At 42.4% G+C, this 14,132-nt stretch carries 15 protein-coding genes and 1 pseudogene; 5 read left to right on the top strand and 11 right to left on the bottom strand.

Annotated elements, in window-relative coordinates; genetic code table 11:
• Window positions 1-12 precede the first annotated feature (12 nt).
• From ACYH0L_RS04240 to fabL, 5 genes and pseudogenes are all read right to left on the bottom strand, one after another.
• Window positions 13-1,755, bottom strand: a complete 1,743-nt coding sequence (locus tag ACYH0L_RS04240) for an ABC transporter ATP-binding protein (RefSeq protein ID WP_099727595.1) — start codon at window positions 1,753-1,755, stop codon at window positions 13-15.
• A gap of 94 nt (window positions 1,756-1,849) precedes the next feature.
• Complete coding sequence (gene ntdP, locus ACYH0L_RS04235) at window positions 1,850-2,380, bottom strand: nucleoside tri-diphosphate phosphatase (protein WP_012009337.1); 531 nt, start codon at window positions 2,378-2,380, stop codon at window positions 1,850-1,852.
• Window positions 2,381-2,527: 147 nt separating this feature from the next.
• Window positions 2,528-2,788 (bottom strand): YgaB family protein, encoded by a 261-nt coding sequence (locus tag ACYH0L_RS04230; protein WP_099727596.1) that lies wholly within the window; start codon window positions 2,786-2,788, stop codon window positions 2,528-2,530.
• Window positions 2,789-2,963: 175 nt separating this feature from the next.
• A pseudogene (locus tag ACYH0L_RS04225) lies at window positions 2,964-3,110 on the bottom strand (gamma-type small acid-soluble spore protein); the annotation flags it as partial.
• Window positions 3,111-3,185: 75 nt separating this feature from the next.
• Entirely contained in the window at window positions 3,186-3,938 is a 753-nt protein-coding gene (gene fabL, locus ACYH0L_RS04220) for an enoyl-[acyl-carrier-protein] reductase FabL (protein ID WP_024425211.1), read from the bottom strand.
• A gap of 81 nt (window positions 3,939-4,019) precedes the next feature.
• On the opposite strand from fabL, the gene ACYH0L_RS04215 reads away from it, so the two are divergent.
• The gene (locus ACYH0L_RS04215) at window positions 4,020-4,244 is read left to right on the top strand and encodes a hypothetical protein (RefSeq protein WP_044139672.1); all 225 of its coding nucleotides are present in this window, start codon (window positions 4,020-4,022) and stop codon (window positions 4,242-4,244) included.
• Here ACYH0L_RS04215 and mutY read toward each other — a convergent pair.
• Window positions 4,231-5,331, bottom strand: coding sequence for an A/G-specific adenine glycosylase (mutY, locus tag ACYH0L_RS04210; protein WP_099727598.1), 1,101 nt, complete (start codon window positions 5,329-5,331; stop codon window positions 4,231-4,233). The genes ACYH0L_RS04215 and mutY overlap by 14 nt on opposite strands.
• Window positions 5,332-5,522: 191 nt before the next feature.
• Here mutY and ACYH0L_RS04205 point away from each other — a divergent pair, with 191 nt between their 5' ends.
• On the top strand, window positions 5,523-6,503 hold the full coding sequence (locus tag ACYH0L_RS04205; RefSeq protein ID WP_099727599.1) for a metal-dependent hydrolase: 981 nt from the start codon (window positions 5,523-5,525) through the stop codon (window positions 6,501-6,503).
• 471 nt (window positions 6,504-6,974) lie between these two features.
• Here ACYH0L_RS04205 and rsoA read toward each other — a convergent pair whose 3' ends face one another.
• The gene (gene rsoA / locus ACYH0L_RS04200; protein WP_249705311.1) at window positions 6,975-7,196 is read right to left on the bottom strand and encodes a sigma-O factor regulator RsoA; all 222 of its coding nucleotides are present in this window, start codon (window positions 7,194-7,196) and stop codon (window positions 6,975-6,977) included.
• Window positions 7,144-7,746 carry a sigma-70 family RNA polymerase sigma factor gene (locus ACYH0L_RS04195; protein WP_327925367.1) on the bottom strand — a complete coding sequence of 201 codons (603 nt, stop codon included), beginning with the start codon at window positions 7,744-7,746 and terminating at the stop codon, window positions 7,144-7,146. The genes rsoA and ACYH0L_RS04195 overlap by 53 nt, the downstream gene beginning before the upstream one ends.
• 166 nt (window positions 7,747-7,912) lie before the next feature.
• Here ACYH0L_RS04195 and ACYH0L_RS04190 point away from each other — a divergent pair, with 166 nt between their 5' ends.
• From ACYH0L_RS04190 to ACYH0L_RS04180, 3 genes are all read left to right on the top strand, one after another.
• Window positions 7,913-8,077, top strand: a complete 165-nt coding sequence (locus ACYH0L_RS04190) for a YvrJ family protein (protein WP_230031580.1) — start codon at window positions 7,913-7,915, stop codon at window positions 8,075-8,077.
• Window positions 8,078-8,171: 94 nt separating this feature from the next.
• Window positions 8,172-9,335 carry an oxalate decarboxylase family bicupin gene (locus ACYH0L_RS04185; protein ID WP_256499421.1) on the top strand — a complete coding sequence of 388 codons (1,164 nt, stop codon included), beginning with the start codon at window positions 8,172-8,174 and terminating at the stop codon, window positions 9,333-9,335.
• 68 nt (window positions 9,336-9,403) lie between these two features.
• Complete coding sequence (locus tag ACYH0L_RS04180; RefSeq protein WP_099727603.1) at window positions 9,404-9,826, top strand: regulatory YrvL family protein; 423 nt, start codon at window positions 9,404-9,406, stop codon at window positions 9,824-9,826.
• Window positions 9,827-9,830: 4 nt separating this feature from the next.
• Here the strand turns inward: ACYH0L_RS04180 and ACYH0L_RS04175 are convergent, their stop codons facing one another.
• The 3 genes from ACYH0L_RS04175 to ACYH0L_RS04165 all read right to left on the bottom strand — a co-directional run bounded on the left by ACYH0L_RS04175 (window position 9,831) and on the right by ACYH0L_RS04165 (window position 14,038).
• Window positions 9,831-10,304 (bottom strand): DinB family protein, encoded by a 474-nt coding sequence (locus ACYH0L_RS04175; protein WP_230031578.1) that lies wholly within the window; start codon window positions 10,302-10,304, stop codon window positions 9,831-9,833.
• 71 nt (window positions 10,305-10,375) lie between these two features.
• On the bottom strand, window positions 10,376-12,967 hold the full coding sequence (locus ACYH0L_RS04170) for a YfhO family protein (protein ID WP_230031577.1): 2,592 nt from the start codon (window positions 12,965-12,967) through the stop codon (window positions 10,376-10,378).
• Between the two features lie 87 nt (window positions 12,968-13,054).
• Window positions 13,055-14,038, bottom strand: a complete 984-nt coding sequence (locus tag ACYH0L_RS04165) for a glycosyltransferase family 2 protein (protein WP_099727606.1) — start codon at window positions 14,036-14,038, stop codon at window positions 13,055-13,057.
• Window positions 14,039-14,132 lie beyond the last annotated feature (94 nt).

Below are 14,132 nucleotides of genomic sequence, written 5' to 3'. Positions count from 1 at the left end.
GATAGGCTTCTACTAATTTAATGTTTGAATGGTAAATAGATGGCGATAGTGGCTGTCTCGGTTCATTAATTCTTCGTGTGTTCCTTTTTCCACAATCTCACCTTGTTCCATGACGACAATTTGATCGGCATGGGTAATGGTCGATAAGCGATGCGCGACAATAAAGGTTGTGCGGTCCTTCGCTAGCTTTTGCATCGCTTCTTGAATATAATGCTCACTTTCTAAATCAAGTGCAGACGTCGCTTCGTCTAAAATGAGGAGCGGCGGATTTTTGAGAAATACCCTCGCAATCGAAATCCGTTGTTTTTGTCCGCCTGACAGCTTCACGCCTCGTTCTCCTACCTTCGTGTCATACCCTTCAGGAAGAGACATAATAAAATCATGGGCATTTGCCGCTTTGGCAGCCGATACGATGTTCTCAAAGGACGCTTCCGGGTCACCAACAGCAATGTTTTCTTTAATCGTGTCGCTGAATAAGAACGTATCTTGCAGCACCATTCCGACTTGATTTCGGAGGCTTCTTGCTTTGTACTCTTTAATATCGATGCCGTCAATTTCAAGTGACCCGTTTGTGACATCATAAAATCTTGGAATTAAGCTGACGAGCGTTGACTTTCCTCCACCGCTCATTCCTACAAGCGCAATCGTTTGTCCTTTTTCTACTTTTAAGGAGATATTATGTAAAATCTCTTCCTGTGTATGTTCATAGCGAAACGACACATTTTTAAATTCTACCTCTCCTTTTAAATCGTTGGCTTCTTTTGCATTTGGCCGATCTGTTACCTCATAGGGCTCATCGATAAACTCAAAAATACGATCCATAGACGCAACCGACTGGGTTAAAGTCGTCGATGAGTTAATGAGACGGCGAATCGGGTTGTACATCCGGTCAATGTAGCCGACAAAGGCAATCATTGTCCCAATCGAAAGCGATCCATTAATCACGGTGTAGCCAGCAAATGCAATGATGAGTAGCGGTGCAATGTCAGTGATGGTATTGACGACTGCAAATGTTTTGGCATTCCAATTCGTGTGATTGATCGCTTTGTTTAAGAAATTCTTGTTTTCACCGTGAAAATTCTCTTGTTCATACTCTTCAATCGCAAAGCTGCGAATAACAGGCATTCCTTGTACTCGTTCATGGAGATGCCCCTGCACCTCCGCCAGCGCCTGTGACCGCTCTTTTGTCAGCTTGCGAAGCCGTCCATAAAAATACTTCACAGCTATCGCATAAAGTGGAAAAATAATGACAGATACGATGGTGAGCTTGATATCCAGTGTACACATAATGGCAATGACAATAAGGACGGTCATCAAATCCAGCCAAATGTTCATCAGGCCTGTAATGACAAATTCCTTCGTTTGCTCCACATCGTTGATCACCCTTGAAATGATTTCGCCTGTTCTCGTGTTGGCATAATAACGAAGGCTTAGCTTTTGAATGTGCGAGAACAGCTTTTCCCGAATATCAAACAATACCTTACTGCCTGTCCACTGTGCATAATATTGTCTGTAGTATTCGACAGGCGGCCTCATCACTAAAAATAATACGAGCATGATTCCCATCATGATGAGTAGAGATGATGTCTTTTCCTCAGCCGACCCCGAGCCTTGGATGACATCATCAATGACATACTTTAAGAGCAAAGGCAAGGTTAAGGGTATCGAGAACTTGATCATTCCGATGACCATCGTCAATGCAATCTGTTTTTTATACGGTGTTACAAAAGCCATGTAGCGTTTAATGACCCCCATGTAAATCTCCTTCCCAATCTATCAGTGCCTCTTATCCGTACGCAGTCAAAAACCTGTTAGCCTATAAAGCCAAACAGGTTTTTGCTGATCTTGCTTATTTTGTATAATGTAAAAAACGTTCATACCACATATCCACAAATTCAGGAGCAAACGGACCTTTCCGCTGGTGAATCCAATGCAGTAATGTATTCAGATGCTCTCTTAAGATACTATCGATTTCTTTTGGATAATTCATCTGCCTCTTATGGTCTGCATATTCATCTTCATCCAAAATATTGTACGTCATGTCTGGAAAGACTTTGACATCTAAATCGTAATCAATATACTTAATTGCCTCTTCGTCTGTCGCAAAAGGAGAGCTAATGTTGCAGTAATAATATACCCCATCATCTCTAAGCATCCCAATTACATTAAACCATTGTTTTGCATGAAAATAGCAAATAGCCGGTTCTCTCGTCATCCATGTACGGCCATCGGATTCAGTCACCATTGTACGGTCGTTTGCACCAATGATACACAATTCCGTTGCTTTCAGAATGGTGGTTTCATTCCAAATCCTGTGGATCAAGCCATTATGTTTATAGCTTTGAATTTGGATGGTTTCTCCTTCCTTGGGATAGCCCATATTTTCTCCCCTACTTTCTATAACAAACAAACCTAACAGTCCAAAGACCTAATTTCCCAACTAAACATGTCTCTATTATATTATACCGTTACATAGTTAAAAAATGAAATGAAAAAGCCATTCAACCCAATTGAACGGCACACTCTCTTACATCACGGTTGAACTCTTCTCCATTTGCTTATATGAATTGATGACCTGTTCTGTCTGTTTTGTAAATAAAGTTTGGACTTTTTGCAGTTCTTCTCGTTTCTGTTTGATTTGGTCATGAAGCCTATGCCGCTCTTCTTTTTTTTCATCTTGCAGCAATCGTTTTTCTGTTTCTAAGCACATGTCGAGTTCCCCTTGTACATCGAGCAGCTGATCCATGAGCTGCATTTGCTTTCTTACAAGCTGATCGAAATCAGACATCTAACTCCTCCCTTTTCACTCAAATCCATTTTTTGTATCTATACCATTTCTTGAAAGGTTGAAGAAGTCCTTTGACTGTTTATGTAGAGGTTTTACAGGTTTTGTCGGATGGTGGTGACAGGCAAAAAGAAAAGCACTTCATTCGTAGATGAAGTGCTTCCCTCTGTTTCAGTGATTAGCTGTTTTGTTGTTTGTTTTGCTCAGCTTTTTGGTTGTATTTTTTTACTTGCTGTGCGTCAGTCTCGCTAGCAAATTCAGTACCATATTGACCTTGAGCAGCAGCTTGGTTTTGTTTTTTCACTTGTTGTGCGTTTGTTTTGTTTTGTTGTTTATCCATCATTATCACCTCCACGCACATTAATTTGTGCAGAAGGTGTACATCCTATTCATGATTTTTTTAAACAAGCAAAGAACGTCCGCCATCCACAATAATCGTCTGTCCTCTAATCATGTCTGCCTTGCCTGATACAAGGAACTCCACGCTGTCGACCATGTCTTTAATTTCCACCATCCGGCCAGCAGGGGTGTTTTTCTTCGCGTCTTCTAAAAGCTCTTCTCGGTTCGGGAAGTGCTTGAGTGCATCTGTGTCGATCGCGCCGCCAGATACGGCATTCACGACAATATTTTTTTGTGACAGCTCAACAGAAAGGTAACGCGTTAAAGCTTCTAGTGCTGCTTTTGATACACCGACCACTGTGTAATTTTCAAGGTAGCGGATGGAGCCTAGTGAGCTAATGCTGACGATATGTCCGCCGCCGTTTTTCTCCATTAATTTCGCCGCTTCTTGTCCGCAGAATAACAAGGCTTTCGCATTGATATTCATTGTCCAGTCCCAATGGTTTTCTTCAAGGTCCATGATTGGGCGCTGTACGCCAGATGCCGCATTGTTGACAAATACATCTAAACGGCCAAATGTTTCATCGATTTGCTGAAACATGTCTTTGATTTTCTCAGGCTGGCCTACATTGGCTTTCACGACCAATGTTTTCACGCCCATCGCTTCAATTTCTTCCGCTGTTTCAAGCGCAGCTTTTTTGCTTCTTGCATAGTTAATGACAATGTCATATCCTTTTTCAGCTAGGCGAAGGGCAACTTCTTTACCGACACCTCTGCTGCTGCCTGTAATTAATGCACATTTACGTTGACTCATTATGGTTCATCTCCTGATTTGAATAGTTTTCGTCCATTCGCTTCACACTAATAGGAAAGTTCCTATTAGGAGGTTACATTCATGTATGTCGGACGCGATTTAAGCCAGCTTGGCATGATGTCCAAGGATCAATGGAAAGATACTGAGCTTGCTTACTTTCATCATGCTTTCCAACAAATTTTACCTTATTTAAACGAAGAAGGGCAATCTAAGTATCGAGAAATCATTTCTGAAATCGAAAACCGCGGGGGTCTGCACCGGAATGAAGCCGATTATACCCACGGTACAACGGTTAAATACGACTAGGCTGCTCGAGTGCCATCTTCCATATTTTTTGATGTGAGACCGGCAAAGCATACGCCTCAAACTCTTCTGTTGTGACTTTTTTAAGCTCAGTGTCATCAGATACAGAGGTCACACGTCCAAAGAAAACAGAAATATTCCAGATGAGGTGGGTAAATACGTGCTGAATGGTGCCTTCTAAATCACCAAGCTCCGCTTGTACACCTGCCTCTTCTTTTAGAAATTCAAGCAGCTGCTCTTTTTCCGTTTTTCTTCCCTTCACGGTTTCCAAGTTAGGGAATTCCCATAAATTCGCAAGGAGGCCTGTACTTGGCCGCTTATGAATATATAGGTGACCTGCATCATCAAATAAAACCGCTGCTGCCATTGATTTGGCAGTGGGCTTTTTCTTTTTGCTTTTCACTGGGAGCTCATGCTGAACACCTTCCTCGAGTGCCGAGCAATGCATGTTCACAGGGCAAATGAGACATGCAGGGGATGTTGGGGTGCAAATGAGCGCACCTAGCTCCATCAGCCCTTGATTGAATTCAGACGGCTTTTCCCGGGAAATGAGCTGATCGACAGCAAATTCGAACGTGTTTCTCGTTTTTGGTTTTGCAATGTCATCCCATATCGATAAGATCCGGGAAATGACCCTCATGACGTTGCCATCTACAGCAGGGTACGGCTTGTTATAGGCGATACTCAGTACTGCGCCGCTCGTATATGGGCCTACACCTTTGAGCTTTGAAAATTGCTCTTTCGTATCAGGGACGACACCACCGTAGGATTCATATACTTCTTTCACAGCTGCCTGCAAATTACGAACTCTTGAGTAGTAGCCAAGACCTTCCCATGCTTTCATGACCTTTTCTTCATCGGCTAAAGCGAGATCTTTGACAGTCGGAAATTGCTCCATAAACCGGTTGAAGTACGGAATGACCGTATCCACTCTCGTTTGCTGGAGCATCACTTCTGATACCCAGACCCGGTATGGATCTTGATTTTCACGCCATGGCAGTGTCCGTTGTTCTTTTTCATACCAATCAATTAAATCATGCTGAAAACCCGCAATATCTTTGCGGTCCAGCTTTTCTTGAATGTCTTTCATCTTTATACTCCTTCTCATTGAACCAAGGGCTAACGTTCTGAAAAGAACCTTATTTGTTGTATACTGTTTGTAGATACGTTAACATGTTACATTAAATTAGGACAAAGCAAAAGTGATTTTGCACATAGTCTTGAATGAAGACGTATACTTTGTATGATTGTTCCTAAGCATGACAACTAGGAGGTAATCAATTGGATACTGGTACTCATGTAGTAATGGGCATTTCTCTTGGGGGACTTGCACTTTTAGATCCAGCCGTCAGCGCAGATCCACAAATGGCACATGCCGTGATGATCGCGACCATTGCCGGCTCCCAAGCACCAGACATTGATACTGTGCTAAAACTAAAAAATAATGCGGTTTATATAAGAAATCACCGAGGATTTACTCACTCCATTCCGGCTGTACTGTTCTGGTCGTTGCTGATTCCGGCTGTGCTTTTCCCATTTGTGCCGGGGGCGAATTTACTTCACCTTTGGTTATGGACTCTGTTAGCCGTCGTGCTACATGTGTTTGTCGATATTTTCAATGCATACGGCACGCAGGCCATTCGTCCATTTTCGAAGAAGTGGGTAGCACTTGGGATCATTAACACCTTTGATCCGTTTATCTTTTTTACACACCTTGTCGCCATTGTCATCTGGGCCATTGGCGGACATCCCGGCTATACGTTCATCACGCTGTATGCCGTGATTTTCTGTTACTATATCGTTAGGGTCATCATGCAGCTTCAGATTAAACGTCAGCTGCGTGCACGATTTGATGAAATTGAAGAAATTATCATCTCGCCTACAATGAAGTTCAGACAATGGCGCATTGCAGTCAAATGCAAATCCTCTTTCCATGTCGGTCGAAGCATGAATGGAGAGATTGTCATTTTAGACACCTTTAACCGTGTGCCGGTCCCTGATACAGAAATTATGAAAATTGCTAAGCAAGATGAAAACATTTCAGCCTTTCTCTCCTTCTCCCCTGTCTACAGGTGGGAAGTGGATAAATACAAGGATCATTATGAAGTGCGGTTCATTGATTTGCGCTACCGCAGCAAAGGTCACTATCCTTTTGTCGCGATCTGCCATATCGACATGGATCATCAAATCAAAAACTCCTATACCGGCTGGATTTTCAGTGAAGAAAAACTGCAAAAAAAATTAAGACTCGGCTCTGTGTGAGCGAGTCTTTTTTTGTGTTGTGATTGTGAAGGGGTGTTGTACGGGAGGAAAAAGTAAAGTGTTTTTGATTAATGATTCAGGTGGAGTGCGGCAGGTTTCAAAACGCAATTGAGCAGCTACAAGAAATTTCAATACACGCACTCATATAGAATGCGACTTTATTGGTGATGTTGAAAAGTTGCAATTAACTATTATTTCAATACACGCACTCACATAGAGTACGACCATAATTGACCAAGCAGAGCTTGGAAAGATTAAGATTTCAATACACGCACTCACATAGAGTGCGACTGCGATTTCCGCCCTAATTGTAACATTTTTTAGGGAATGATTGTAAAAATCCTCAAACTTCAATATAGAATTTTGTTTTCTCTTTCATGAAATATACATTTTTCTCATTTTTGTCGAATAAAAAGGTGCGAATGCCCCGGGGATTTTATGTTCACCTCACATTCGCACCATCAGTTCCTCTTATAACTTCGTCATATATTCCACAATAAACTCCCAAAATCCAGGTCCCTCTTGGTAAATCAGCCGGTCTATTTTTTCGATGAGTTTGATATAGAGTTCTTGTTCGAGGTCTTCTCTTTCTTGATATGCCGTGTTTTGTAGTTTCTTTTTGATCATGGGTGTGAAGGTTTCAATGAGTTCTTCCATTTCTCCTTTGGTCATTTTGTCTTCGTGCACGGACATCTCCCCCTGTTTCTTCTTTTAGTTTGTTCAGTGCTTTTTTGTGGATGTTTGAGATATTTTGTCTTGATTCGCCCAGCCGGTCGGCTATTTCCTTCATCGTTTGACCTTCAACATAAATATGGGTTAAGACCATTTTTTGTTTGTCTGTGAGCTTCTGGTAGGCCTTGTACAACGCTTGATCTTGCAGGTGCTCCCCTAAGTCTTGTTGGTTGAAGAGCACAGCTTCATACGTATCTGTTTGAACAGGGTCTTTCACTTCTTGCTGATCAGGATGATCGAGTATGAGCGGAAAACGCTGCTGCTTTTTTTTGACTCGTTTGTCAAAGTCGACTGAAAAGATGCGGATCATTGTGGAAATATACTTGATGATGCGGATTTTTTGATAAAACTGCTTGAACTCGGAATCTAGCTTTTTCGCATTCTCCTCGTTTGGCTCTTCCATGACTTGCCTGAGCAGCTGCTGATTTTTAGGATTGCTTAAAAACTGCTGAATAAGCGGGTGATCAATGATTTCCTTCCATTTCGCTTTCAATAACAGCCGATAATCCATGTGCATCCTCCCCTTTGTTTCCTCTATTTGAATTAAGTGGACAAAAGTTAAAAAAAGTAAACTTCATGAAACGGGTCTAATGGTTCATTTTCTCCCGCTTTGCTTTCCTTTTTCTTCTTTCAGACCACCTATATAAGAGACGAGCATCAGCTGGGAGGTGAGACAAATGGAGAACCTTTTTTCAGAGGAATGGCTGAAGCAGCTCGGTCAGGCTGGCTTCCCCGCCATTTTGACGGTTTACTTGCTGACACGCTTTGAACGAAAGTTTGATGAATTAAGCAAGCTCATCCAACGATTAGTCGCTGCTCAAAAAAATGATGAATCAGATTGACATCTGCTTGATTGGTTTCACCTTATGAAAACGAGGGCGAAATGAAAGGCCTTTTGTCACCTCACACAATACGATGTTGAAAGGAGATTTTATCATGAGTGAAAAGCAAAATGGTGTACCACAGCCGATCCGAGGAGAAAAAGGAGCAACGGTCAAAATTCCACGTAATCTCGAGCGGGACAGACAAAACCCAGATATGCTCACGCCGCCGGAAACAGATCATGGAACGGTCTCCAACATGAAATATTCTTTTTCTGATACGCACAACCGTTTAGAAAAAGGCGGCTATGCCCGCGAGGTAACAGTCCGCGAACTACCGATCTCTAAAAGCCTTGCATCTGTCAATATGCGGCTAAAGCCTGGTGCGATTCGCGAGCTGCACTGGCATAAGGAAGCGGAATGGGCGTACATGATTTATGGGGAAGCCCGGATTACATCGGTTGATGCAGAGGGGCGCAATTTTACAGAGGATGTAACAGAGGGTGATTTGTGGTACTTCCCTTCTGGCCTGCCGCACTCTATCCAAGCACTTGAACCGGGAGCTGAATTTTTGCTTGTGTTTGATGACGGGTCTTTCTCAGAAAATAGTACCTTCCAAGTGACCGATTGGCTTGCTCATACGCCAGAAGAAGTCGTGCTCAAGAACTTCGGACTGACAAAGGAACAGTTTAACAAGCTGCCAGAGAAAGAGAAGTATATATTCCAAAAAGGTCTGCCTGGCTCCCTTGAAAGTGACAAGGTGAAAACAGAGCAAGGAGAAGTCCCTCATTCCTTTAAATATGAGCTGTTAAAACAAGAGCCGATTACTTCAAGCGGCGGACAGGTCTGGATCGCAGACTCAACCAATTTCAAAGCATCTAAAACGATTGCGTCCGCTCTTGTCAAAGTCGATCCTGGTGCCATTCGTGAGCTGCACTGGCATCCAAATACGGATGAATGGCAATATTTCATTTCTGGAAAAGCACGAATGACGGTATTTGCTTCTGACGGACATGCAAGAACCTTCAACTATCAGGCGGGAGACGTGGGATATGTACCATTTGCGATGGGGCATTATGTAGAAAATACTGGGGACGAACCGCTTTATTTCTTAGAAATCTTCAAGAGCGATCATTATGCAGACATTTCACTCAATCAGTGGCTTGCGGTCACACCGAAACAGCTGGTGCTAGACCATTTAGATCAAGGCGAAGACTTCTTAACATTGCTTTCTACAGAAAAACATCCTGTCATCGCTGCACCTAAAAAAGAGGATTAACGCATACTTCCTGCAAAAAGGCCTGTCCTTTTTGCAGGTATTTCATGTAAAGGAGTGATTGTTTACATATGCAGCAATCTGTTCACGCTTTATGGCAAGGGCTGAAATGGCTCATGGCAGCCTCTGCTGTCTGTTACATATTTTTGTTGTTTTGTGTGCTGTTCTTTCATTTGACGGGTGCTTTTTATCAATCGATTTTATCGATGCTGCTGTTTATGGGCATCTATGTCGTGCTTGGGATATCTTTTGAACATGTGGAACATGTGCTCGTGCGGTTTGTCAAAAAGTGCCGGTCCAAAAAACGATCGATCGTTTTTTATGCCATTTCACTTCATCTTTTGTTTATTTGGGGAGCCGTCTATTTATCAGACGAATTGGTGGGCGGCATTTGGCTTTCTACCTCTGAGGAAATTCTCTTTGCTCTAAGCCTTTGTTTGTTTCATTTTTTGTTTGATTATGCTACGTTTCCGTTTGAGAAAGAAGCTTCGTGACTCTCTATTGTCTTTCTGGAGAGAGTGCGTCTTTGATCTGCTTCATATGATGAATATCATGCTCAATCAGCCCTTGAAAATAACTTGATAACGTCAGCTCGGTTTGACCGATAAAAAAGGATGTATTCCAGCGAGATGCTTCGATTTTCTTCATTTCTTGAAGTAATTCTGTTCTGACAGCAATAAATCGTTCAATCGTCTCGCTTCTCTCTTCCTTTCTCGCCCTTTCAGCTGACATCGGATTCATTTCATGCACATCAGGTGCCTGCGGTAACGGTCGATTGTTCCAAAATTCCTTTAGGCGATCGTGTAAAATAAATTCATCCCACGGAACGAAATGTGAGATGATCTCAGCAATGCTCCACTTTCCATCAGCGATAGCGCTGCGCCATTCTTGGTCTGTTACTTCTGTGAGCGACTGTACCCATTCAAGGGTGTGTTCATAATGATCAATAATAGATTCTTTGTTTAACGTCAAATGGCTCTCCCCCATACATGCTTTATATAGATTGTATCAATTAGGTGATAAGAAAGATAAAAAAACACCACTTATGACGAAAAGTGGTGTTTCTTGTGTTTTCTACGTGCATAAAGGATTGCAGCTATCAGACTGATCAATGAAATCAACGCGAGAATTCTGATATAAGGCGGATAATAGGTTAGCACAATCTCGTTTTCGCCTTTCTCTATTGGAAAACCGATAAAAGCGTAGTTGGCTTGTTCAATATCGGTTTGATGTCCGTTCACAGTGAGCTCCCAGCCTTTTTCATATGGAACAGGCAGGACCATATAATCATCGCCGCGCTTGTTATTATATGAAATCGTAAAGCGGTTGTTTTGGAGCTTTACTTTCTGGCTGCCGTCATCCTGTTTTTCTTTTTCATATGCTTGCTCTAAGATGCGATATGGTTCGTGATACAGCTTTAATTGACTCAGTTCATACGTCCCTTTTGGCACTCGAATAGAGAGGATCTTTTCAGCAGGGACCCGAATGGTCACTTCATTGACGCCTGTTTTGTAGATCGATGTATTGCTTTTTCGTGATGTGACGTAGTCATCAAGAGACAACTGAAACCCTTCGTTACGGTCTGTCCGCTTGACATAAAAGCTCACATACACATCCCCGGCACGGGCCATATCATCTGGAAGCGTGATATTCAGCCCGCCCGTTTTTCCGTATACATCAAGCACACCATTTTCATACACCGCTTGTTCAGTATGAATGTTTGTATCCTTTACTCGATCGGGTGAGTGCTCGATTTCAGCGTTCCCTTTTTTGTCTAAAATCACGCCTTGCAGCATCGCGTGCTCTCTATCAAGTGCTGACGAATGCTCTAGGGATGCTTCTGAATAGACGTTGCTTGTTGTTCTTGCAAATGGCAGCGGCCTTGTATTTTCATACACCTCATAATGCTCGCTTTCCAACATCGGCTTAAAATAAGCTGGCGGTGAGTAAGACATCGCTTTGTCTCTCATATAATACTTGCCGTAGGTCAGGCTGTATAAATTCGCCCTGTCCCCCATTGTTGCATAACGGCTGACACTTTCTCGTCCCATATCAATTTGCAGGTCATTCCAGTAGAAATTGAGCAAATGCTTATTCAATATACTCGAATACACACTCATCCCTTGAAAGCCTTCAAATAACGGGGTATTGTTTCGCACACCATTCATCCAATCAATTCGGGCGAGCGGGTCTTTTGAGCGGCTTTGAATTTGCTGAATGAGCTTCATTTGCTCAGGGCCAGCATACGCCTCACTCTTCATATACGTATCTGATACTTCCTTGATATTGCTGCTTTCAGATAAATAAACCTGTTGATAAATGCCTGCTGTCAGTAGGCTAACGACAATGAGCACAGCTGAAAAGAGACGAAGGTGCTGACGTTTCTCAGCATGTATCCAAAGGAAGAACAAGCTAATCACAAGCAGTCCTATGCCTGTAAATACAACGACATCCATATTCCCCATCGCTCGTTCTGACAAGACGATAGCGAGGAGAAAAACGATCCAGGCGCCTAATACCGCACGCTTTTTCCACTTCCACTCGATTTGCGCAAAATGCTTGATGGTAATGGCGACGACCGCTCCAACTGTAAAGGCAAGAATGTATTCAAACCGGTACTGCGGTGCCGAAAAACCATTAAACACGCTCGCCATCTTTGGACTGTAGTGAAAAATAATAAGCAGAACGCTAATCGATGTAAACATGAAAAACCACCTGTTCCGATAAAGCGGAACGAGGAACAAACAAATGAGAAAGATCACCGGTAATAAATACACCCTGCTTGTAAACAGCAGATGATCATGCAGCTCGAACCAAGGAATCGACTGTTCATAAGGCGGTCTTATATTATTGAGAAAGCCGTAAACAGATGGGATAAAAAAGGCGGCACTGATCCCAAAGGATAAAAGCGTTGAAATCGCAAGGGTCCAGAAAACCTTCCAGCCGCGCTCCTCGCTCCGAAGCTTGATCATATATCTGAATACGAGATAAATCGCTAAAAAGATAAAGTGAATATAAGCAAAGTAAAAATTGTTGATCAGCATGAGGCTGCAAGCCACAATAAACCAAGCCGGCTTGCCTGTTTTGAAAATACGTTCAATCCCAAGCACAAGCAGCGGGAGCCACATCATGCTGTCGGTGAAAAATTCCCAAAACGTTTCGTGTCGAAAATACACAATAGACAGCCCATAGATCCCGGCACCAGTCAGTGCGCCAAGTCTATTTTGAACGAGCGAAAATAGAACGCGATAGGCAATGAAAAGAATCAACGTCAGCTTGATCACGCTGATCCAAATCACCGCATTTGCCCAGAAATGAATGTCCGTTGACTGAATGAGATGAAGCGCATTCATTATCCAGACAACAAGCACTGTGACCATAAAGACAGTCGACGTTGTAAAATAATAGCCTAATTGTGTGTATGTACCGCCGCCTAGACCAAATTGATAGGAATAAAAGAAGTTTCCTTTGACGTATTCGTCATAAAGCAGCTTTTTAAATGGGAGCATTTGCGAAATGCCATCCCCATCTCCCGTCATATATCGGCCTTGCGTATATTCATATAAGAAAAAGGAGTGTCCTAATAGAGCGAGAATGAGGCACATTCCAATGATTATCCATCTACGTTTCATCATCTAAATCCTTTCCACAAAAGATCCACTGTTCTTTGAAACAAAACAATCCAGCAAGCGAATCGTGCTTGCCGGTTATTTGACTCCACGTTATTTAAATAACTGCGTTAACACTCGGTCTTGTTCTTTTGAGCTTGTCTCTTGTTCCATGACATTTGATTCTTGGATCAAATAATGCGGCCTCTTTTTCGTTTCATAGTAGATCCGGCCAATATATTCTCCAATCACGCCTAGACTCAAAAGCTGGACACCTCCGAGGAAAAGCACAGCCGATATTAGTGTGAAATAACCCGGTACCATAATGCCCGTTCTGACGATTTGAATAAAGGTGGCCACGATGTAAATCAAAGAGAGGAATAAGATCAGTATGCCAGTATAAAAACAAATACGCAGCGGGCGGTTGTTAAAGGAAATCACACCATCAATGCCATAGTTAAATAATTTCTTCAATGACCATTTTGTATCACCATGCTGTCTTTCGACATTTTCATAATAGATGACCTTTTCTTCAAACCCAATCCAGCAAAAAAGCCCTTTCGAAAAACGATTTCCCTCTTTCAGCTTCAGCAATGCGTCGATTGCTTGGCGTGAAATTAAACGGAAATCTCCTACACCATCACGCAAGTCTACTTCAACCACCTTGTTCATGATTTTATAGTACATCGATGATAAGTAAGAGCGAAGCTTGCTGTCTCCTTTACGGTTCCGTTTGGCAATGACTTGATGGTAGCCTTCTTCATACCCTCTGACAAAATCCTGAATCAAATACGTCGGGTGCTGCAGGTCGGCGTCCATAATGATCGCAGCTACTCCCTTTGCATGTTCAAGCCCTGCCAAAATAGCGGCTTCCTTCCCGAAGTTACGCGAAAAGGAAATATATTTGACCTTTGCACTTTTGCGAGAGAGCTCTCTCATGTATTGAAGCGTATTGTCTTTGCTTCCATCATTAATAAAGATGATTTCAAAGTCATAATGAAAATCGCGAAACTCTTCCTCGAGTGCCTCAAAGATTCGTCTGATGTTTTCACCTTCATTGTAAGAAGGAATTATAACAGAGAGCAATTCCCGTTCCATATCGCACCTTCTCTTCACTTTTTTCACATAGTCTGTTATGTTCATTATTCCTTTTTTGTCAGAAAACGAAACCCTTTTTTATTATCCATAAATT

This window comes from Bacillus sp. MC1252 (assembly GCF_056838025.1).
Note: the sequence above shows the minus strand (reverse complement) of the source record. Positions and strands in the feature narration are given on the sequence as shown.

What these genes read in the sequence shown, in the direction of transcription:
- ACYH0L_RS04240 (WP_099727595.1), bottom strand. Translation starts at nt 1,755, where the DNA reads ATGGGGGTCATTAAACGCTACATGGCTTTTGTAACACCGTATAAAAAA.
- ntdP (WP_012009337.1), bottom strand. Translation starts at nt 2,380, where the DNA reads ATGGGCTATCCCAAGGAAGGAGAAACCATCCAAATTCAAAGCTATAAA.
- ACYH0L_RS04230 (WP_099727596.1), bottom strand. Translation starts at nt 2,788, where the DNA reads ATGTCTGATTTCGATCAGCTTGTAAGAAAGCAAATGCAGCTCATGGAT.
- fabL (WP_024425211.1), bottom strand. Translation starts at nt 3,938, where the DNA reads ATGAGTCAACGTAAATGTGCATTAATTACAGGCAGCAGCAGAGGTGTC.
- ACYH0L_RS04215 (WP_044139672.1), top strand. Translation starts at nt 4,020, where the DNA reads ATGTATGTCGGACGCGATTTAAGCCAGCTTGGCATGATGTCCAAGGAT.
- mutY (WP_099727598.1), bottom strand. Translation starts at nt 5,331, where the DNA reads ATGAAAGACATTCAAGAAAAGCTGGACCGCAAAGATATTGCGGGTTTT.
- rsoA (WP_249705311.1), bottom strand. Translation starts at nt 7,196, where the DNA reads ATGTCCGTGCACGAAGACAAAATGACCAAAGGAGAAATGGAAGAACTC.
- ACYH0L_RS04195 (WP_327925367.1), bottom strand. Translation starts at nt 7,746, where the DNA reads ATGGATTATCGGCTGTTATTGAAAGCGAAATGGAAGGAAATCATTGAT.
- ACYH0L_RS04190 (WP_230031580.1), top strand. Translation starts at nt 7,913, where the DNA reads ATGGAGAACCTTTTTTCAGAGGAATGGCTGAAGCAGCTCGGTCAGGCT.
- ACYH0L_RS04185 (WP_256499421.1), top strand. Translation starts at nt 8,172, where the DNA reads ATGAGTGAAAAGCAAAATGGTGTACCACAGCCGATCCGAGGAGAAAAA.
- ACYH0L_RS04180 (WP_099727603.1), top strand. Translation starts at nt 9,404, where the DNA reads ATGCAGCAATCTGTTCACGCTTTATGGCAAGGGCTGAAATGGCTCATG.
- ACYH0L_RS04170 (WP_230031577.1), bottom strand. Translation starts at nt 12,967, where the DNA reads ATGATGAAACGTAGATGGATAATCATTGGAATGTGCCTCATTCTCGCT.
- ACYH0L_RS04165 (WP_099727606.1), bottom strand. Translation starts at nt 14,038, where the DNA reads ATGGAACGGGAATTGCTCTCTGTTATAATTCCTTCTTACAATGAAGGT.